This is a genomic window from Streptomyces sp. Root431 (assembly GCF_001426585.1).
GTDB classification, from domain to species: domain Bacteria; phylum Actinomycetota; class Actinomycetes; order Streptomycetales; family Streptomycetaceae; genus Streptomyces; species Streptomyces stackebrandtii.
Genome location: NZ_LMEI01000006.1, coordinates 463840 through 485554 on the forward strand (window position 1 = coordinate 463840; position 21715 = coordinate 485554).

A 21715-nucleotide genomic window follows, 5' to 3' on the forward strand; every position below is an offset into this window, starting at 1 on the left:
CACTTCGTACGATGTTTGACGTCGAGTCGGACCGGACGTCCGCTTCCGGGATCCCCCTCACGGGCGGGCAATCCGGCATCTGGCTGGCCCAGCAACTGGAGCCGGACAGCTCCGCCTACACCATCGTGTTCGCGCTCGACCTCCGCGGCGACGTCGACCTCGACCGGCTCGCCGCGGCCGTCCGCCGGGCCGTCGACGAGGCCGCATGCCTGCGGGTGAACATCGCTCCCGGGAGCGACGGACCGCGCCAGACGCCCCGGACTCAGCCCGTCGACGTCACCGTCGTGGACCTGCGCGCCGCCGCCGACCCCGGGGAGGCCGCCGCCGCGTGGACCGCCGCCGACCGGGACCGGCCCGTCGACCTCGCCCACGGACCGCTCTCCGGCCACGCGCTGCTGCGCCTCGCCGACGACCACGTCCTGTGGGTCCAGCGCTACCACCACATCGTCAACGACGGCATGGGCGCCGCCCTCGTCACCCGGCGCGCCGGCGAGCTCTACACGTGGGGCGAGCAGGCACCGGCCCCCGGCGACGGCACCCTCGCCGGCCTGGTCGCCGCCGACCGCGCCTACCGCACCTCGGACCGGCACGACCAGGACCGCGCCTGGTGGGCCGACCGCATGGCCGGCCGGACCGAGCCCGTACGCCTGGTCGAGCGCGGCGCGTCCCCGATGACGCGCCGCCTGCGCCGTACGACGGAACTCGCCCCCCAGGACGTCGACCGGCTCCACGCCGCGGCCCGCGGCGCCGGCGTCCGCCCGTCCCGCGTCCTCCTCGCGGCCGTCGCCGCCTACCTCCACCGCGTCAGCGGCGAGCAGGACCTCGTCCTCGGCCTGCCGGTCGCCGCCCGCCACGACGAGGTCTCCACGGCCGTCCCCGGCATGGTGTCCAACATCGTCCCGCTGCGCCTGACCGCCGGGCCCGCCGCCACCGGCGCCGCCCTCGTCGCCCACGTGCGCGACGCCGTCGCCGACGCGGTCGCCCACGGCCGCTACCGCGCCGAGGACCTGGCCAGGGACCTCGGCCTCGTCGACGGCGTACCGGAACTCGTCGGCCCCACCGTCAACATCCTGCCGCGCTCCCAGGGCCTGCGCTTCGCGGCCGACGGAGCCGAACACGAGGCCGAGCTGCTCCCGGAATGGCTCGGGCCCGTCAGCGACCTCGCCTTCACCTTCGCCGAGACCCGGCACGGCCGGGGCCTCACCCTCCACCTCGACGCCGACGCGGACGTCTGCGACGAGACCGCGCTCGCCGACCACGAACGCCGCTTCCTCGCCCTCCTGCACGCCTTCACCGCGGACCTCGACCGCCCCGTCGGCCACCTCGACCTCACCTCCACCCCCGAACGGGCGCTGGTCCTTGACGAGTTCGGCCTGGCCCCGCGCGACGTACCGGAACTCTCCTGGCCCGCCGCCTTCGAGCGACAGGTCCGCCGCAGGCCCGACTCCGTCGCCCTCGTCTGCGAGGACCGGGAGCTGACGTACGCCGAACTCAACGCCGCCGCCAACCGGCTGGCCCGGCTCCTCGCCGCCCGCGGCGTCGGAACCGAGGACGTCGTGGGCGTGGCCCTGCCCCGCTCGCCCGAGCTCGTCGTCGCCCTGCTCGCCGTGATGAAGGCCGGCGCCGCCTACCTGCCGCTGGACGCGGACCACCCCCGGGACCGCATCGCCTACATGCTCGACGACGCCGGGGCCCGGACCGTCCTCACCGTCCGCGACCTCGCCGGAGAGCTCCCGGCGCCCGCGGGCGTCACCCATCTCCTGCTCGACGACCCGGCGACCGAGAGCGCCCTCGCCGCCCTGGCCGACACCGACCCGGGCGTCCCGGTCGCCCTCGACCAGGCCGCGTACGTCATCTACACCTCCGGCTCGACCGGCCGCCCCAAGGGCGTCGTCGTCCCGCACGACGGCGTCGGCAGCCTGATCGCCACGGCGACCGACCGCATCGGCGTCACCGCCGACAGCCGGGTCGTGCAGTTCGCCTCCGTCGGCTTCGACGTGACGGTGTGGGACCTGATCATGTCGCTGTGCGTCGGCGGCCGGATCATCGTGGTCCCCGCCGAGCGCCGCGTCGCCGGACCCGCGCTCACCGACTACATCGCCCGCCACCGCGCCACCCACATGATCCTGCCGCCCTCGCTCGTCTCCGCGCTGCCGCAGGAGTGCGAACTCCCTTCTGGCGCCGTGCTCGTCGTCGGCACCGAGGCGGTCCCGAGCGAACTGATCGCCCGCTGGGACGGCAGGCTCCGGGTCGTCGTCGCCTACGGCCTCACCGAAGCCAGCGTCAACTCGACGCTCTGGCTCGCCGAGGCCGACCGGCCCGGCCCCGCTCCCATCGGCCGCCCCGACCCCAACACCCGCGCCTACGTGCTCGACACGGCGCTCCGACCGGTGCCCGTCGGCGCGGAGGGCGAGCTGTACGTCGCGGGGCGCGGCCTCGCCCGCGGCTACCTGGGCCGCCACGGCCTGACCTCCGAGCGGTTCGTCGCCGACCCGTACGGCGAGCCCGGCACCCGGATGTACCGCACGGGCGACCGCGTCCGCTGGGGCGCCGACGGCAACCTGGAGTTCCTCGGCCGCGCGGACGGCCAGATCAAGATCCGCGGCCACCGGATCGAGCCCGGCGAGATCGAGAGCGCCCTCATGGCCTGCCCGGGCATCGCCCAGGCCGCCGTCCTCGCCCGCGAGGACCACCGGAGCGTGAAGCGCCTCGTCGCCTACCTCGTCGCGGAGGCGGACGGCGCGGAGGCCGAGGCCGCCGTGGCGGCCGCCCGCGCCCACGTGACCGACGCGCTCCCCGACCACATGGTCCCGTCGGCCGTCGTCGTCCTCGACGGGCCCCTCCCGCTGACCCCCAACGGAAAGCTCGACGGCAAGGCCCTGCCCGAGCCCCGGTGGACCGCCCTGACCGGCGCCGACACCCCGGACACCCCGGCCGAGACCGCGCTCGCCGCGCTCTTCGCCGAGGTCCTCGGCCTGCCGTCGGTCGGCGTCCACGACAGCTTCTTCGAACTGGGCGGTGACAGCATCGTCGCCATCCAGCTCGTCAACCGCGCCCGCGAGGCCGGACTCACGATCACCCCGCGCGAGGTGTTCCGCAACAGGACCGTCGCCGCGCTCGCCCGGGTCGCCCGGACCCCCGGCGAGACCGCCTCCGCCCCGGCGCACCGGGTGGAGCTCGACGCGGACGCGCTGCCCGTCTCCCCGCTCCAGGAAGGCTTCTTCTTCCACGCGGAGTTCGACGACCGGGCCGCGGACCTCTACGTCGTCCAGGAACTCCTCGACCTCGCAGGACCCATCGCCCCCGAACGGCTCCGCGGCGCCCTCCAACTCCTCCTCGACCGGCATCCGTTGCTGCGGGCTTCGTTCCGCCAGCTGCCCGACGGGGAGATCGTCCAGCGGCTCGCCGAGCACGCGACCCTGCCCTGGCGGGAGGCCGACACCGCCGGCACCGCACTCGACGACATCCTGCGCGCCGACCGCGCCGAGCGGTTCGCCCTCGACCGGCCACCACTGCTGCGCGCCACCCTCATCAGGGACGGGCAGCGCCACCGGCTCCTCCTCACCCTGCACCACATCGTCGCCGACGGGTGGTCCGTCTCCGTCCTCCTGCGCGAACTGACCGCTGCCTACGAGGGGTTGACGCTCCCGGAGCCGGTCGCCCCGGAGCCGTACCTGGCCTGGCTGGCGGGCCGGGACCGGGACGCGGCGCGCGAGGCCTGGCGCCAGGCACTCGACGGGCTCACCGGCCCGACCCGACTGCCCGAAACGCCGGCCAGGGGCACCGCGGAGGCCGGGGGGACTACGGAGACCAGGGACACCGCCGACGGCTCACGGGCCCGGCCCGAGCACGTCGACACCCGGCTGCCCCAGGACCTGGCCGAGAGTCTGACCGCCTACGCCCGGACCCACGGCCTGACCCTGAGCACCGTCCTCCACGGCGCCTGGGGCCTCCTCCTCGGCGCGCTCACCGGAAGCCGGGACGTCGTCTTCGGCACCACCGTCTCCGGGCGCACCACCGAGGTCGCGGATCTCGACTCCGCAGTGGGCCTGTTCATCAACACCGTCCCCGCGCGGGTGACCCTGCGCCCCGAGGAGTCGCTCACCGACCTCCTGCGACGCGTCCAGGACGAGCACGCGGCCCTGCTCGACCACCAGCACCTCGGGCTCGCCGAGATCCAGCGGGTCGCGGGCGGCGGCGAACTCTTCGACACGCTCGTGGTGTTGGAGAACTACCCGACCGGCGGGCAGCAGGCGGAGAAGCCGCTCGTCACCGGCGCCGAGGTCCTCGACGCCGTGCACTACCCGCTCGCCCTCGTCGTCGAGCCGGCCGACGACGGGCTGCTCCTGCGGTTCAAGCACGACGCGGCACGCCTCGACCAGGTCGCCGTCGCCGTCCTCGCCTGCCGGTTCACGGCCCTGCTGCGGACGGTCGTCGCCGAACCCGCCCGCCTCGTCGGCCGGACCGGTCTGCTCTCCCGCCGCGAGCGGGACCACCTCGCGGAGCTCAACGCCACGGAGCACCCGGTTCCCGAGGAGACCCTCGCCTCCCTCTTCGCCGCCCGCGTGGCGGAGACTCCGGACGCCCCGGCCGTCGTCTTCGAGGACACCACCCTCACGTACGCGGAACTCGACCTGCGCGCCGAGGTGTTGGCCCGGCGGCTACGGGCCCGCGGTGCCGGGCCCGAGCGGTACGTCGCCGTCGCCGTGCCGCGCTCGGCCGAGCTGATGGTCGCGCTCATCGGCGTCCTCAAGTCGGGCTCCGCCTACCTGCCGGTCGACCTCGACTACCCCGCCGACCGGGTCGCGTTCATGCTCGCCGACTCGGGCGCCCGTACCGTCGTGACGACCGAGGAGGCCGCCCGCCGGCTGCCCGCCGTCCCGGACCTCGACCCTCTGTTCGTCGACCTGTTCGTCGACCTGTCCGTCGACGGGGAGGAGCGGGACGAGGCCGGTCGCGACGCTCCCGTCCTGCCCGCCGGACCCGACCACCCCGCCTACCTGATCTACACCTCGGGCTCCACCGGCCGCCCCAAGGGCGTCGCCGTCACCCACCGGGCGATCGTGAACCGGCTCGCCTGGATGCAGCACGCGTACGGGCTGACCGCCGACGACCGGGTCCTCCAGAAGACCCCGTCCAGCTTCGACGTGTCGGTGTGGGAGTTCTTCTGGGCGCTGACCGAGGGCGCGGCCGTCGTCCTCGCCCGCCCCGACGGCCACCGCGACCCGGCCTATCTGGCGGCCCTGATCCACGAACGGGCCGTCACCACGGCCCACTTCGTGCCCTCGATGCTGGCCGCGTTCGCGCAGGTCATGGAGACCTCCACGGACGTCTCCGGCTGGGCGGCGAGCCTGCGCCGGGTGTTCTGCAGCGGAGAGGCCCTCACCGGCGCCGACGCCCGCCGCTGGCGTGAGCTCACGTCCCGGACCTCCGGCGAGGGCCGGGGACCCGTACCGCTCCACAATCTCTACGGCCCCACCGAGGCCGCCGTCGACGTCACGTACTTCCCGTACGAGGGCGGCGACGAACCGGCCGTGCCGATCGGCCGGCCCGTGTGGAACACCCGGCTCCACGTCCTGGACCCGTTCCTGCGCCCGGTGCCCGACGGGGTGCCCGGCGAGCTGTACCTCGCGGGCGTCCAGCTGGCGCGGGCCTACCACGACCGGCCCGGCCTCACGGCCGAGCGGTTCGTGGCCGACCCCTTCGGGGAGCCCGGCACCCGGATGTACCGCACCGGCGACCTGGTGCGGCGACGCGCCGACGGTGCGATCGAGTACCTCGGCCGCACCGACCGCCAGGTCAAGATCCGTGGCAACCGCGTCGAGCCGGGCGAGATCGAGACCGCGCTCGCGGCCCTCCCCGGCGTCGCCCGCGCCGCCGTGATCGTCCGCGACGGCGCGCTCGTCGGCTACGCCGTGCCGGCCCCCGGAGCCGTCCCTGAACCGGCGGCCCTCCACGAGGCGCTCGCCGCCGCGCTGCCCGCCCCGATGGTGCCCGGCGCCGTCGTCGTCCTCGACGAACTGCCCCTGACGCCCAGCGGCAAGCTCGACCAGAACGCCCTGCCGGCCCCCGAGGCCGCACCCCGGGCGGACGGACGAGCGCCCCGCGACGAGCGCGAGCGCGCCCTGTGCGCGATCTTCGCCGACGTCCTCGGCGTGCCGGGGATCGGCGTCGACGACGACTTCTTCGTCCTCGGCGGCGACAGCCTCACCTCCATCACCGTCGCCACCCGCGCCCGCGAGCAGGGCCTGACGCTCAGCCCGCGCGACGTGTTCGCGTGCCGCACCCCCGCGGCCCTCGCAGAGACGGCCGCAGTGACGGCCGCAAAGACGGCCGCAGTGACGGCCGCACAGACGGCCGCAGTGACGGCCGCACAGACGGCCAGGCAGACGGCCGCGCAGACGGCCCCGGCCGAGGCTCCGGCCGACCCCACCGCACCCCAGACACCCGAGGTACCCGTGCACTCAGACGGCGTGACCGTCTCCGCCACCGACGCCGGGCAGGCCGCCGCCGCCCTCCAGGCCGTCCTGGCCCTCCAACAGCAGTCCGGCGCGGCCGTCGACCCGGCCCTGAAGGCCCTGCTCGACCAACTGACCGCCGCCGCGCCCCCGGAGCCCCCGGCCACGGCCCCGGTCCCGGCCCCGCTGGGCGGGCTCGTCCTCACCCCCGAGGAGACCGAGCGCGTCCACGCCGCCGCCGGGCTCCCCGTCGCCGACATCTGGCCGCTCTCCCCGCTCCAGGAGGGCATGTACTTCCACGCCACCTACGACGCGGGAGACGCCCTCGACGTCTACCAGTCCCAGGAGGCCCTGGACTTCGACCGCAGGGTCGACGCCGACCGGCTGCGGGCCGCCTGCCGCACCCTCCTCGCGCGCAACACCAGCCTGCGCGCCGGATTCACCGGCGACGGCCTGCCCCGGCCCGTGCAGTTCATCGCGGACGGCGCCGAGATCCCGCTGGTCGAGGAGGATCTGAGCCACCTGCCCGAGGAGGAGCAGCGGACCCGGGTGGAGGAGCTCCTCGCCACCGACCGCCACCGGCGCTTCGACCTGTCCGCCGCACCCCTCTGCCGCCTGCTGCTCATCCGCCTCGGCGAGGGCCGCGACCGGCTGGTCGTCACCCACCACCTCATCCTCTGGGACGGCTGGTCCGCCTGGCTGTTCCTGGAGGAGCTGTTCACGCTGTACGAGCGGGCCGGCGACGCCACCGGTCTGCCCGAGCCCGGCTCGTACCGCGACTACCTGGCCTGGCTCGACGCCCAGGACACCACGGCCGCCCTGGCCGCCTGGCGCGGGACGCTCGCCGGATTCGACGAACCGACGCTCGTCGCCCCGACCGGCCGCGACGCGGGCCCGGTCATCCCGGCCGACTTCGACGCCCTCCTCACCCAGGAGAGCAGCGACCGGCTCCGGACCCTCGCCCGGCGCCACGGACTCACCCTGAACACCGTCCTGAACGCCGCCTGGGGCCTCGTCCTCTCGGCGATGACGGGCCGCGGCGACGTCGCCTTCGGCACGGCGGTCGCCGGACGCCCGGCGGACGTGCCGAACGTGGCCGGCATCATCGGCATGTTCCTGAACACCGTCCCCGCCCGCGTCGCCTTCGCCCCCGACGAGCCGCTGCTCGACCTGCTGCGGCGGATGCAGACCGAGCGCGCCTCCGTCATGCCGTACGAGTACGTGGGCCTGGGCACCCTCCAGCAGGAGACCGGCCACCGCCGCCTCTTCGACACCCTCTTCGTGCTCCGCTCGGCCGACGGCGAGGACCGGGCGGCCGAACTCCGGGCGCGGCACGGCATCACCGGCGTCTCCAACGTCGACGGCACCCACTTCCCCCTCACCCTCATCGTCACGCCCGGCGCGCGACTGCGGGTGACCCTGGCGGCCAGGCCCGACCTCTTCGACGCCGGGGCCGCCACCACGATCCTGGCCCGCTTCACGACGGTCCTCGACCGGCTGGGCGAAGCCCTCGACGGCGCGACGCCCACGGGTACCGCCGGAGTGGACCTGCTGCTGCCGGAGGAGCGCGCCGCGCTGGAATCCGGCCGGGCGGCCACCCGCGAGGACGTGCCCGACGAGACCGTCGCCGACATGCTGACGGCCCAGGTCGCCCGTACCCCCGACGCCGTGGCGCTCGTCTTCGGCGACCGGGCCCTCACGTACGCCGAACTGGACGCGCAGATCAACCGGCTCGCCCGGCTGCTCCTCGCCCGCGGCGCCGGACCCGAGACGGTCGTGGCGCTCGCGCTGCCCCGCTCCATCGAGATGGTGGCCGCGCTCTTCGCCGTCCTGCGGACGGGCGCCGCCTACCTGCCGCTGGACCTCGACCACCCCGCCGACCGGCTGCGCCTGATGGCCGAGGACACGGGACCGCTCTGCCTGCTGTCCACCACCGCCGTCGCCCCGACCCTGCGCGGCGAGGACGGGCCCGTCGCCCCCGAGGTCCTCCTCGACGACCCGGCCGTCGCGGCCGAGCTGGCCGCGCTGCCCGGCGACGGGATCACCGACGCCGAGCGGCCCGCCTTCGCCCACGGGGTGCCGGACCGCCTGGAACACCCCGCGTACGTCATCTACACCTCCGGCTCCACCGGCCGCCCCAAGGGCGTCGTCACCCCCTACCGGGGATTGACGAACATGCAGCTCAACCACCAGAAGGAGATCTTCGACCCGGCCATCGCCTCGGCCGGCGGACGGCGCCTGCGCATCGCGCACACCGTCTCCTTCGCCTTCGACATGTCCTGGGAGGAGCTGCTCTGGCTCGTCGAGGGCCATGAGGTCCACGTCTGCGACGAGGAGCTCCGCCGCGACGCCGAGACCCTGGTCGCCTACTGCGACGAGCACCGGGTCGACGTCGTCAACGTGACGCCCACCTACGCCCAGCTCCTCATCGAGGAGGGCCTGCTCGACCGCGACGAGACCACGGGCCGGCACCGGCCCGCGCTGGTCCTGCTCGGCGGCGAGGCCGTGTCCGACACGGTCTGGACCCGCCTGCGCGACACCGACGGCACCTACGGCTACAACCTGTACGGCCCGACCGAGTACACGATCAACACCCTCGGCGGCTCCACCACCGAGAGCGCGACGCCCACCGTCGGCCTGCCCATCCGCAACACCCGCGCCCACGTCCTCGACACGATGCTGCGCCCCGTACCCCCGGGCTGCTCCGGCGAGCTGTACATCGCCGGTACGGGCCTCGCCCGCGGCTACCACGACCGGGCGGGACTGACGGCGGAGCGGTTCGTCGCCGATCCCTTCGGCGAGCCCGGGGAGCGCATGTACCGCACGGGCGACCTCGTACGGCAGCGCCCCGACGGCCTGCTCGACTTCCTCGGCCGCACCGACGACCAGGTGAAGATCCGCGGCTACCGCATCGAGCTCGGCGAGATCTCCACGGCCCTGTCCGCGCACCCGGAGGTCGCCCACGCCGCCGTGGTCGTCCACGAGTCCGCCGGGACCAAGCGCCTCGTCGGCTACGTCGTACGGGAGGAGGGCGCCGGAGCGGACGAGACCCTGGTCCGGCGGCTGCGCGAGCACCTGAAGGCCGGCCTGCCCGACTACATGGTCCCGTCCGCGCTCGTCACCGTGGCGACGCTGCCGCTGACCGTGAACGGCAAGCTCGACGTCAAGGCCCTGCCCGCCCCCGACCTCTCCGGCACCGGCGAGACCCGTGCGCCGCGCACCCCGCGGGAGGAGACGCTGTGCGCGCTCTTCGCGGAGGTGCTCGGCCTCGACGAGGGCGCCGTCGGCATCGACAGCGACTTCTTCGAGCTGGGCGGGCACTCGCTCCTCGCCACCCGGCTCGTCAGCCGCGCCCGCACCGCGCTCGACGCCGAGCTCGCGATCCGCGACCTCTTCGAGGCGCCCACCGTCGCCGAGCTCGTCGAGCGCGCGGCCGCCTCGCGCGGCGCCGCCCGCCCGGCCCTGACCGCGCTCACGCCGGCCGAACGGCCCGAGGAACTGCCGCTCTCCCACGCCCAGCAGCGCCTGTGGGTCATCCAGCAGATCGAGTGCACCTCGGCCGCGTACAACTTCCCGCTCGTCATGCGGCTGCGCGGCGCCTTCGACCGCGCCGCCTGGTGCGCCGCCCTCACCGACGTGACCGCCCGCCACGAGGCGCTGCGCACGGTCTTCGCCGAGCGCGAAGGACAGGCGTTCCAGCGGGTCCTGCCCGCCGGCGTCCGCCCCGTCGTGGAGCACCTGCGCGCCACCGAGGACGAGGTGCCCGGCATCGTCGACGCCGCCGTCCTGCGGCCCTTCGACCTCGCCCACGAACTGCCCGTCCGCGCCACCATCGTGGAGGTCGCGCCCGACGACCACGTCGTCGCGCTGCTCCTCCACCACATCACCACCGACGAGTGGTCCGACCGCCCCTTCCTGCGGGACCTCACCACCGCCTACACGGCCCGCCTCGGCGGCGCCGCCCCCGACTGGGAGCCGCTGCCCGTCCAGTACGCCGACTACGCCCTCTGGCAGCAGCGCCTCCTCGGCGACCCGGCCGACCCGGCAGGGCTCGCGGCCCGGCAGCTGGACTACTGGAGCACGACCCTCGCCGGCGCCCCCGAGGAGCTGGAGCTGCCCACCGACCGGCCGCGGCCCGCCCGCCCGGCGTTCACCGGCGCCGAGCTGGACATCGTCTTCGACCCGACGGTCCACGAGGGCCTCAGGCGGCTCGCCCGCGAGACCGGCGCCAGCATGTTCATGGTGGCGCACGCGGCCGTCGCCGTCCTGCTCCACCGGCTCGGCGCGGGCACCGACATCCCTCTCGGCGCACCCATCGCCGGGCGCGGCGACGAGGCCCTGGACGAGCTCGTCGGCTTCTTCGTCAACACCCTGGTCCTGCGGACCGACCTCACCGGCGACCCCGGCTTCACCGAGCTGCTCGGCCGGGTCCGGGAGACCGACCTGGCCGCGTTCTCCCACGCCGACGTCCCCTTCGAGTCGGTCGTGGAGAAGCTCAACCCGACCCGCTCCCTCTCCCGGAACCCGCTCTTCCAGGTGATGGTCGGCTACCACGCCCGCACCGACGACGAACTGCGGCTGCCGGGCCTCCGGGCCTCCTACGTCCCCTTCGGGATCGGCACCGCCAAGTTCGACCTCGTGTTCGGCTTCACGGAGCACACCACGGCGGACGGCGGCGCCGACTCCCTCGGCTGCCGCCTCGAGTTCGCCACCGAACTCTTCGACCGGGAGACCGCCGAGCACATCGCCGACCGCCTCCGCAGGCTCGTCACGGCCCTCGTCGCCGCCCCCGACCAGCCGGTGTCGAAGGCCGGGATCCTCTCCGCCGAGGAACGCCGGCTGGTCCTCGAAGGCTTCAACGGCACGCCCCGCGCGGTCGACGAGGAGACCCTGCCCGCGCTGTTCGCCCGGTGGGTCGCCGAGCGCCCGGACGCCGTCGCCGTCGTCGACCGCTCCCGGTCGGTGACGTACGCCGAACTCGACGCCCGCGCCGACCGCGTCGCCCGGCTGCTCGCCGCCCGCGGAGTCGGGGCCGAGAGCGTCGTCGGCGTGGCCGTGCCGCGCTCGGCGGACATGATCGCGACGGTCCTCGCCGCCCTGAAGCTGGGCGCCGCCTTCCTGCCGCTCGACCTCGTCCACCCGGGCGACCGGCTCACGTACATGATCGAGAACTCGGGCGCGGCCGTCGTCGTCGGCACCGAACCGGTCGCGGGGAAGATCCCGGACGTCACGGGCGTCCCGGTGGTCCTCCTCGACGACCCCGACACCGCCGCCACACTGGACGCGCTGCCCGCGACGCCGCCGCCCGGCGGACCCGTCGGGCTGCACCAGGCCGCGTACGTGATCTACACCTCCGGCTCCACCGGCCGCCCCAAGGGCGTCGTCGTCCCGCACGAAGGCATCGCCAGCCTCGTCGCCACCGCCGTCGACCGCATGGGCCTCGAACACGACAGCCGCGTCCTCCAGTTCGCCTCCATCGGCTTCGACGTCTTCGCCTTCGAACTCGCCATGGCGCTCTGCCACGGCGGCCGGCTCGTGCTCATCACCGACGAGGCCAGGGTCGCCGGCCCCGCGCTCACCGACTTCCTCGCGGACCAGCGGATCACCCACATGATCCTGCCGCCGTCCCTCGTCTCGGCGCTGCCCCCGGGCTGCGCCCTGCCCGAGGGCTCGACCGTCCTCGTCGGCACCGAGACCGTCCCGCCGGACCTCTTCGAGCGGTTCGGCGCCACCGCGCACCTGATCTGCGCGTACGGACTCACCGAGGCCACGGTCAACTCGACGCTCTGGCCCGCCCGCGAGCACGGCGGCCGGGCCACCGGCCGGGTGCCGATCGGCCGCCCCGACCCCAACACCCGCTGCTACGTCCTCGACGAGCACCTGCGGCCGGTGCCGCCCGGTGTCGTCGGCGAGCTGTACGTCGCCGGGCGCGGCCTCGCCCGGGGCTACCTCGGGCAGCCGGGGCTCACCTCGGAGCGGTTCGTCGCCGACCCGTTCGGCGCGCCCGGCAGCCGCATGTACCGCACGGGCGACCGCGCCCGCTGGCGCGCCGACGGCAACCTCGACTTCCTCGGCCGCGTCGACACCCAGGTGAAGATCCGCGGCTTCCGCATCGAGCTCGGCGAGATCGAGGCCGCGCTCGCCGGCCACCCGTCCGTCGCCCAGGCCGCCGTCCTGCCCGACCGCGACGGCGACATCGTCCGGCTCGTCGGCTACGCCGTACCCGAGACCGGGGGAGGCGCGGCGGGGGAGCTCGACCCGCAGGAGCTGCGCGCCCATGTCGCCGGGCAGCTGCCCGAGTACATGGTCCCCGCCCTCGTCGTCGCCCTCGACGGCCCGCTGCCGCTCACGCCCAACGGCAAGCTCGACCACAAGGCGCTGCCCGCGCCGGAGTGGTCCGCGATGACGGGCGACGCCCGACCGGCGACCCCGACCCAGACCCGGCTCGCCGAGCTCTTCTGCGAGATCCTCAATCTGGACGGAGTGGGCGTCCACGACAGCTTCTTCGCGCTCGGCGGCCACTCCATGGCGTCGATGCGGCTGCTCGGCAGGATCCGCGCCGAGTTCGGCGTCGAACTCAGCATCCGGGACGTCTTCGACGCCCTCACCGTCGCCGGCATCGCGGGCAAGCTGGACGGCGCGACCGCCGCCCGGCCCGCCCTGCGCCCGGCCCGCGCGGCCCGTTCGGCCCAGGACGCCTCGGCCGACGGCGCCGACCTGCCGGTGGCGCCCGTCCAGCAATGGCAGTGGGACGCCTACCGCCGGAGCCCCGCCTTCGACCACACGCTCGTGCTCCGCTCGCCGGGCGGGCTCGACGCCGACGCCCTCACCGCGGCGCTCGCCGACGTGACGGCCCGGCACGAGCCGCTGCGCACGGCCTTCGCCGAGCAGCCCGACGGGACGGTGCTGCGTCGGCCCGCCGAGGCACCCGTCCCGACCTCGGAGCGGTGCGCCGACCTGGACGCCCGACTCGCCGAACTGGCCGGACAGGCACCGGACCTGGAGCGGGAACCCGCCCTGAGGGTCCGGCTGCTCACCGCCCCGGACGGGGCCCAGGCCGTCCTGCTGACCATGCACTACCTGGCCGTGGACGAATGGTCCGTGGTCCCGCTCCTGCGCGACCTCACCACCGCCTACGCCGCGCGCACCGCGCGACGGGCACCCGACTGGGAGCCGCTCCCGGTGACGTACGCCGACTACACCCGCTGGGCGCGCGAGGTCCTCGGTGACCTCGACGACCCGGACAGCCGGGGCGGCCGCCAACTGGCCTACTGGCGGCGGACGCTGAGGGAGGCGCCGCGCGAACTGGCCCTGCCGGCCGACGTCCCGGACCCCGGGACCGACGGCCCCGCCGGGCGCGGGGCGGCCGGGGTCGTCGAGTTCGCCCTCGACGAGCGGCTGCACGCCGACGTCGACCGGCTCGCGAGGGCCACCGGCACCAGCATGTTCATGGTCCTGCACTCGGCGCTCGCCGCACTGCTCACCGCCCACGGCGCGGGCACCGACCTGCCCATCGGCACCATGGTCGCCGGGCGCACCGACGATCAACTGGCCGATCTGGTCGGCTGCTTCTTCCAGACGGTCGTGCTGCGCACCGACACCGCCGGGGACCCGACCTTCGCCGAACTGCTCGCCCGCGTACGGGAGACGACGCTCGGCGCCCTCGACCGGCAGGACGTCCCCTTCGACGCGGTCGTCCGCGCCGCCGGTCTACGGCCGGAAGGCCCGCAGGTGATGGTGATCCACCACGAGCAGGCCGACCTCGACCGGCTGGAAGGCCAGGTGGGCGCGCTCGGGGCCGTCCCGACCGGCACCACCCGGGCGGAGCTGACGCTCTCCTTCTACGAGCCCCGCGGCGACGGCCCCGTGCACTGCGGGCTGATCCACGCGACCGGGCGGATCGGCGCCGCGAAGGCCCGCCGGCTCGCCGAAGAACTCCAGACCCTGCTGCGCACGGTGACGGCCGACGCCGAGCAGCCGCTGTCCGAACTGTTCCACGTCACATCCATGAGGAGTGAGAACGCATGACGACCAACCCCTTCGAGGACCCGCAGGGCCGCTTTCTGGTGCTCGTGAACGAGGAGAACCAGCACTCGCTGTGGCCCTCCTTCGCCGCGGTGCCCGCCGGCTGGCGGACCGTCTTCGGCGAGGACACCCGCGAGGCCTGCCTGGCCCACGTCGAGTCCCACTGGACCGACCTGCGGCCGGCGAGCCTCGTCACCCGGCAGGGCTGAGCCGAACGAAGGAGGGGCGTCACGACGATCCGTCGTGACGCCCCTCCTTCGTTCGTTGCGCCCCTCATTGGGCCGGTGAGACCGGCCGCCTCTCAGTGGGCCGGTGAGACCGGCACGTCGGAGTCGGCGTCGGAGGTGGCGGCCGGCTTCGGCACGCTCCCGCTCCCCTTCTCCCCGGGCTGCCGCCGGCTGTCGGACCACGCCGCCCAGAGGTCGGCGTACCGGCCGCCCGCGGCGATCAGCTCCTCGTGGGTGCCGTTCTCCACGACCCGGCCCCCGTCCAGGACGACGACGCGGTCGGCGGTCGCGGCCTGCGGCAGACGGTGGGCCACCATCAGCCCCGTACGGCCCTCAAGGGCCCGCGCCGCCGCCTCCTCCAGGACGCGCGCGCCCGCGCTGCCCGCGTCGGCCGTCGCCTCGTCGAGGATGGCGACGGGCGGATCGGCGAGGACGAGCCGGGCCAGCGCGAGGTGCTGCGCCTGCGTCACCGTCAGCCGGTGGCCGCCCTCGCCGACGACCGTGGCGAGCCCCTCGGGAAGCGCCTCCGCCCACGCCAGGGCGCCCACCCGGTCCAGGGCCGCGCGCAGTTCCTCGTCACCGGCGTCGGGCCGGGCGAGACGCAGGTCCTCGGCGAGCGGACCGGCGAAGACGTGCACTTCCTGGCTGATGAGGGCCACCGCGCGCCGGACCCCGGCCGGGCCCAGCTTCGCGACCGGGACGCCGCCGAGGGTGATCGAGCCCGACGTCGGCTCGTGGACCCCGGCGATGACCTTGGCGAGGGTCGTCTTGCCCGCCCCGCTCGCGCCGACCAGGGCCACCCGCTCCCCGCTGCGTACGGTGAGGTCGACCTCGTGCAGCACGGGAGCCCCCGTGCCGTACGCGTGGCTGAGCCCCGACACCGTGACCGAGCCGTCCACGGGAGCGTCCGCGCCCTGCGGCGCGGGCTCGGCCGGGAGGGCCGAGACCCCCACCAGGCGGGCGAAGCTCGCGCCCGCGGACTGCGCGTCGTCCAGGAGGTACAGCGTCGCGTTGATCGGGTTGAAGAGGCTGTGGAAGTACAGCGCGGCGGCCGTGGCCGTACCGATGCTGACCGAACCGCCGTCGACCAGGACGAATCCGGTGGCGAGCATCGCGGCCAGGCCGATGAACTCGGCGAGGTTCAGCCGGGAGAAGAAGCCGCTGACGAGGTGGATGCCCCGCAGGCCGAGGTCGCGCGCCGCCGCCGACCGCTCCTCCAGGAGACCGGAGTGCGTCCCGCCGAGGCGGAAGGCGCGGACGGTCCGCGCGCCGCCGACGCTGTCGAGCAGCTGGTGCTGCAAGGCGCCGGTGGCGATGCGGTGCTCGCCGTACACGGGGGAGGAGCGGCGCATGTACCAGCGGACGGAGAAGACCTGGACCGGCGCGGCGAGGAGCGCGGCGAGCAGGAACCGCCAGTCGAGGACGGCGAGTCCGACGAAGGTGAGCACGATCGTGAGCGCGGAGCGGCTGAACTCGGGCAGCGCCTGCCGCACCGACTTCGCGATCATGGACACGTCGCTCGTCACCCGGGAGACGAGGTCGCCGGAGCCGGCCGCCTCGACGCGCTCCAGCGGCAGCCGCAGCGCCCGCTCGATGAACTGCTCGCGCAGCGCGGCGAGCACGGTCTCGCCGAGCCGGGCGACGAGCGTGCTGCCGACGGCCGCCGCCGCGCCGCGGGCCACGGCGACGGCGATGAGCAGGACGAGCGGCAGCGTCAGGGCCTGGGGCCCGCGCTGCTCCACGACCAGGTCGACGATGTGCCCGAGGAGGGGCGCGGTGAGCAGGCCGATCGCGGTTCCGGCGACCAGGACGGTCATCGCGCCCACGGCCAGGAGCCGGTGGCCGTGGAGCATCGTGCGGAGCGCCGCCCTGCACGCGGCGCCCGAGGCGGTCGGCAGGAGCGCGCGGTCGGGGCTGCTTGCGGTCATGGTCTGTTCCGTCTCCTCGGGCGGTGTCGTACGCGGTGCCTCGTCGGTCGTCATGGCGGCGTCCGTCATGCCAGCACCGTCGCGCGGTACGTCTCGTCGGCGGCGAGGAGGTCGTTGTGGTGGCCGGCGGCCCGTACCGCGCCGTCCTCCAGGACCACCACCCGGTCGGTCACCGCGAGGAGCGCGGGGCTGGTGGTGACGAGGACGGTCGTACGGCCCCGGCGGACCTCCCGCAGCCGGCTCGCGATCCGCGACTCGGTGACGGTGTCGACGGCGGTGGTCGGATCGTGCAGCACGAGCACGGGCCGGTCGGCGGCGAGCGCCCGGGCCAGCGCCACGCGCTGGCGCTGGCCGCCGGAGAGCGACCGGCCGCGCTCGGCGAGGAGGGTGTCCACGCCGTCCGGGAGGAGCTGGGCCACGTCGTCGGCGGCCGAGGCCCCTAGGGCGCGGTCGACCGCCGCCGTGTCGCCGTCGGCCGCGGCCCGTACGTTGTCGATGAGGGTGCTCTCGAACAGGTCCGCGTCGTGGTGGGCGACGAGGACGGCCCGGCGCAGCGCGTCGGGGTCGAGCCCGGTGAGGGGCACGCCGTCGAGCTCGATCGTGCCCTCGGCGGGGTCCTTCTCGCGGGCCAGGCAGAGCAGCAGGTCGGCGGCGGCCGCCGGGTCCCGGGCGACGATGCCGGTCAGGCCGCCGGCGGGCAGGTCGAGGTCCACGCCCCGGAGGGCGCCGAGCGACACCCCGCGCAGGGCGAGGTGACCGGCGGCCGGGTCGGCCGGGACCGCCTGCCCGCCCTCGACGGCGGCGGGCTCGGCGAGCACCTCGGCGATCCGCCGTGCCGAGGCCCGGCCCTGGGCGAGTTCGGCGTTGACGTAGGTGAGCAGCTGGAACGGCCCGAGGAGGAACTGCGCCAGGCCCACGGCCGCCACCAGGTCGCCGACGCTGATGCTGCCGTCCATGGCGAGGTAGGCGCCCACCAGACCGATCACGGCGATGAAGACGCCGGTCAGGGCGAGGACCGCGCCCTCGTGCCCGGCCCGGCTGCGGGCCGCGCGCAGGGCGGCGGCCAGCGAGTCCTGGCTCGTGGTGCGGTAGCGGGCGACGGCCGCCGACTCGGCGCCCATGCCCTTGAGGACGCGCAGACCGGAGACGAGGTCGGCGGCGACGCCCGAGGCGTGGGCGGCGCGCTCCTGCTCGGTCTCGCTGCGCCGTTCCAGGGGCCGGCTGATGCGGTGTCCGAGCCAGAGCAGCGGCGGGATGCCGAGCAGGACGAGGAGGCCCAGCGGGACGGAGATCCGCAGGAGCGCCACGGCGCTGATCGCGAGGGCCGCGACCGCCGACACCCCGTACGCGATGATGGTCGCCACCGAGCCCACCCGGCGGGCGTCGTTGGTGGCGATGCTCGTCAGGGCGCCGGGGAGCCGGTTCGTCTCGGCGCCGCCCCGGGGGTCGAGGACGCGCGCGGCCAGCTCCATGCGGAGCCGGTGCGCGGCGTGCTCGCCCGCGCCCTCGGTGATCCGTGCGCTCGTGCGGTAGCAGGTGGAGAGCACGAGGAAGAGGACGGCGAGGACGACCAGCCAGCGCAGCAGGGCGTCGGAGGAGCCGGTCGCCACCGCTGTGTCGATGATGACGCCGATGACCACCGGGATCAGGGCCTCGCACCCTTGGTGGGTCATGCCGAGCAGGGACGCCGCGATGATGCGGGGACGCTGCCCTCTGATCGCTCGACCGAGGACAAGTGCCCCTGTCGGTCCGCCCGTTGGCATGTGGCTCCTCCACGGAGAGCTTGATGATGGTTAGGTAAGCCTACTCTGACCTTGCGGCGCGTTGACCGGTCGATTGCGTTCGGTTAGCCTCACCTAAGTACCGGCCTGTCAGTCTCGGTTCCGCGGGGTCCGCCCCGCGCGCCAACTGCCTTCAGGGGAGCTGTCGTTGTCCGTCCAGTCCCGCGAACAGGTCGGGAAGGCCGTCGACGCCGCACCCCCCTCGGGCCGCACCGGGGCGACGCTCCGGAGCCTCGGCCTGCTGCTCGGCGTCGCGGCCCTCGTCCTCGTCTCCCTCCTCAGCGTCTGGGTCGGCACCCGGGGCATCCCCTTCACCGCCACCTGGCACGTGCTGTGGAACCCCGACGGGTCGGAGACGTCGGTCATCATCCATGACTACCGCATCCCCAGGACCCTCCTCGGGATGCTGGTCGGCACGGCGCTCGGCCTCGCCGGCGCCCTGATGCAGGCACTGACCCGCAATCCGCTCGCCGACCCCGGCATGCTCGGCGTCAACCTCGGGGCCTCCGCGGGCGTCGTGGTGGCCATCGCCTTCTTCGGCGTCGCGGCGCCCCTCGGCTACGTGTGGTTCGCCCTCGCCGGCGCCGCCGCCGCGTCCGCCGGGGTCTACCTCCTCGGCTCCTCCGGCCGGAAGCTCGCCTCGCCCGAGCGGCTCGTCGTCGCCGGCGCCGCCGTCACCGCCGTGCTGTACGCCTTCAACTGGGCGATCCTCATCCTCGCCCCCAAGGCCTTCGACCAGTTCCGCTTCTGGACCGTCGGCTCCCTCGCCGGCCGCTACTACGACGTCGTCCTCATGGCGCTGCCCTTCATCGCGGTCGGCCTCGTCGTCGCCCTCTTCCTCGCGCCCTCGCTCAACGCCCTCGCCATGGGCGACCAGATGGGGCGGGCCCTCGGCGTGAACGTCGGCAGGACCCGCGCCCTCGGCGCCGTCGCCGTCATGCTCCTGTGCGGCGCCGCGACCGCAGCCGCCGGACCGATCGGCTTCGTGGGGCTCGCCGTCCCGCACGTCGCCCGGTTCGTCGTCGGCCCCGACCAGCGGTGGGTGTTCGCGTACTCGATGCTCATCGCCCCCGTCCTCCTCATCGGCTCGGACGTCATCGGCCGGATCCTCGGCGCCCCCGGCGAGGTGCAGGTCGGCATCGTCACCGCCTTCATCGGAGCGCCCCTCTTCATCGCCCTCTGCCGCCGCCGAAAGCTGGTCATGCTGTGACTGCCGTACGGGAGGCGAAGGCCTCCGGACCCCCGCCGCCGCCCCGCGTCGTCAGCGGCCGGGTCGTCCGTACGCCCTCGGGGACCGTCTCCCTGCTCGTCCGGGGCCGGACCGTCGCCGTCACCGCCGGCATCCTCGCCGCGCTCCTCGTCGTCGCGGGCGTCACCCTGACCACGGGCGACTTCGACCTCTCCGTCGGGGAGGTCCTCCAGGCCCTCACCGGCAACGGCTCCGGCATCGCCGACTTCGTCGTCAACACCCTGCGCATGCCGCGGCTCGTGACCGCGCTCTGCGTCGGCGCGGCCCTCGCGGTCAGCGGGGCCATCCTGCAGAGCGTCACCGGCAACCCCCTCGGCAGCCCCGACATCATCGGCTTCACCAACGGCTCCGCCGTCGGCGCGCTCGTCGTCATCGTCGTGCTCCACGGCAGCATGACGCAGATCGCGCTCGGCGCCCTCGTCGGCGGACTCGCCACCGCCCTCGCCGTCCACCTCCTCATGCTCGGCCGGGGGATCCAGGGCTTCCGCCTGGTCGTCGTCGGCATCGGCGTCAGCGCCCTGCTCCTCGCCGTCAACTCGTACCTGATCACCCGCGCGACCTTCCAGGAGGCCCTGGAGGCCCAGGCCTGGCTGATCGGCAGCCTGGGGAACCGGCTCTGGACCCACGCCACCGCCATCGGCATCGCCGTCGCCGTCCTGCTGCCGCTCGCCTTCTTCCTCTCCCGCCGCCTCTCCATGGTCGAGATGGGCGACACCACCGCCATGGCCCTCGGCGTCGACGTGGCCCGCACCCGCACCCTCCTCCTCGTCATCAGCGTCGCCCTCGCCGCGTTCGCCACCGCCGTCACCGGCCCCATCTGGTTCATCGCCCTGGCCGCGCCGCAAGTGGCCCGCAAGCTGACCCGCTCCGCCGGGCCCGCCCTGCTGCCGTCCGCCCTCATGGGCGCGGTCATGCTCGCGCTGAGCGACCTCGCCGTGCAGCGCCTCTTCGCCCCCGCCCTCCTCCCCGTGGGCACGGCGACCGGCTGCGTCGGCGGGCTCTACCTGATCTGGCTACTGGTCACCGAGTCGCGAAAGAGCCGCGCATGACAGCAACAGCGAACCGCCCGAAGAACGGCCCGTCGGACCGCCCGGAGAACAGCCCGACCAACGGCCCGACCGACCTCCCGGCGTCCGACCCGACCGGCCTCCCGGCGTCCGGCCCGACCGACCGTCCGACGTCCGACCCGACCGGCCGCCGCCCGGCCTCCCGCCTGCGCGCCGAGAACCTGACGCTCTCCTACGACCAGCGGACCGTCGCGACCGGCCTCGGCGTCGACATCCCCGACCACTCGTTCACCGTCATCATCGGGCCCAACGCCTGCGGCAAGTCGACCCTGCTCACGGCCCTCGCCCGGATGCTCAAGCCCCGGACCGGGCAGGTCTACCTGGACGGAGCGGCCATCTCCTCGTACCGCTCCCGCGAGGTCGCGCGCCGCCTCGGACTGCTCCCGCAGTCCTCGACCGCCCCCGGCGGCATCACCGTCGGCGACCTCGTCGCCCGCGGCCGCTACCCGCACCAGGGCATGCTGAAGCAGTGGTCCGCCGACGACGAGGCGGCCGTGGTCGAGGCGATGCGGCAGACCGGCGTCCTCGAACTCGCCGACCGGCCCGTCGACGACCTCTCCGGCGGCCAGCGCCAGCGCGTCTGGCTGTCCATGGTCCTGGCACAGCAGACCTCGATCCTGCTCCTCGACGAGCCGACGACCTTCCTGGACATCGCCCACCAGGTCGAGGTCCTCGACCTGTGCGCCGAACTCCACGCCCGCAAGGGCCACACGATCGTGGCCGTCCTCCACGACCTCAACCAGGCCTGCCGCTACGCCACGCACCTCATCGTGATGCGGCCCGGGGGCGTGATCGCCGCCGAGGGCGACCCGTCGACCGTCATGACCGCCGAGCTGGTCGAGGACGTGTTCGGCCTGCCCTGCCGGATCATCGACGACCCGGAGACGGGCACGCCGCTGATGGTGCCGGCGGCGCCCAAGCGGTACGCGCCCACGACGGAACCCGCGGAGCTCACCCCGACCTCTGTCTGACCCCTGACG

General features: G+C 74.8%; 7 protein-coding genes. 5 read left to right on the forward strand and 2 right to left on the reverse strand.

Annotated elements, in window-relative coordinates; genetic code table 11:
- Positions 1–11: 11 nt before the first annotated feature.
- Both ASC82_RS06550 and ASC82_RS06555 read left to right on the forward strand, forming a co-directional pair.
- On the forward strand, positions 12–14486 hold the full coding sequence (locus tag ASC82_RS06550; protein ID WP_056642860.1) for a non-ribosomal peptide synthetase: 14475 nt from the start codon (positions 12–14) through the stop codon (positions 14484–14486).
- Entirely contained in the window at positions 14483–14692 is a 210-nt protein-coding gene (locus ASC82_RS06555; RefSeq protein WP_056642863.1) for an MbtH family protein, read from the forward strand. The genes ASC82_RS06550 and ASC82_RS06555 overlap by 4 nt, the downstream gene beginning before the upstream one ends.
- A 92-nt stretch (positions 14693–14784) precedes the next feature.
- Here the strand turns inward: ASC82_RS06555 and ASC82_RS06560 are convergent, their stop codons facing one another.
- Positions 14785–16638, reverse strand: coding sequence for an ABC transporter ATP-binding protein (locus tag ASC82_RS06560; RefSeq protein WP_056643387.1), 1854 nt, complete (start codon positions 16636–16638; stop codon positions 14785–14787).
- 65 nt (positions 16639–16703) lie between these two features.
- The gene (locus ASC82_RS06565; protein ID WP_079039092.1) at positions 16704–18401 is read right to left on the reverse strand and encodes an ABC transporter ATP-binding protein; all 1698 of its coding nucleotides are present in this window, start codon (positions 18399–18401) and stop codon (positions 16704–16706) included.
- 166 nt (positions 18402–18567) lie between these two features.
- Between ASC82_RS06565 and ASC82_RS06570 the strand changes: the two genes are divergently transcribed.
- Genes ASC82_RS06570 through ASC82_RS06580 form a run of 3 tightly spaced genes read left to right on the forward strand, consistent with a single transcriptional unit; the run spans position 18568 to position 21706 of the window.
- Positions 18568–19629: an iron chelate uptake ABC transporter family permease subunit gene (locus tag ASC82_RS06570; RefSeq protein WP_107105837.1), complete on the forward strand. Its 1062-nt coding sequence runs from the start codon at positions 18568–18570 to the stop codon at positions 19627–19629.
- Positions 19626–20717, forward strand: coding sequence for an iron chelate uptake ABC transporter family permease subunit (locus ASC82_RS06575; protein ID WP_056642868.1), 1092 nt, complete (start codon positions 19626–19628; stop codon positions 20715–20717). The genes ASC82_RS06570 and ASC82_RS06575 overlap by 4 nt, the downstream gene beginning before the upstream one ends.
- Positions 20714–21706 (forward strand): ATP-binding cassette domain-containing protein, encoded by a 993-nt coding sequence (locus ASC82_RS06580; RefSeq protein ID WP_242427575.1) that lies wholly within the window; start codon positions 20714–20716, stop codon positions 21704–21706. Before ASC82_RS06575 ends, ASC82_RS06580 begins: the two co-directional genes overlap by 4 nt.
- Positions 21707–21715 lie beyond the last annotated feature (9 nt).

What these genes read in the sequence shown, in the direction of transcription:
- ASC82_RS06565 (WP_079039092.1), bottom strand. Translation starts at nt 18,401, where the DNA reads ATGCCAACGGGCGGACCGACAGGGGCACTTGTCCTCGGTCGAGCGATC.
- ASC82_RS06555 (WP_056642863.1), top strand. Translation starts at nt 14,483, where the DNA reads ATGACGACCAACCCCTTCGAGGACCCGCAGGGCCGCTTTCTGGTGCTC.
- ASC82_RS06550 (WP_056642860.1), top strand. Translation starts at nt 12, where the DNA reads ATGTTTGACGTCGAGTCGGACCGGACGTCCGCTTCCGGGATCCCCCTC.
- ASC82_RS06580 (WP_242427575.1), top strand. Translation starts at nt 20,714, where the DNA reads ATGACAGCAACAGCGAACCGCCCGAAGAACGGCCCGTCGGACCGCCCG.
- ASC82_RS06560 (WP_056643387.1), bottom strand. Translation starts at nt 16,638, where the DNA reads ATGACCGCAAGCAGCCCCGACCGCGCGCTCCTGCCGACCGCCTCGGGC.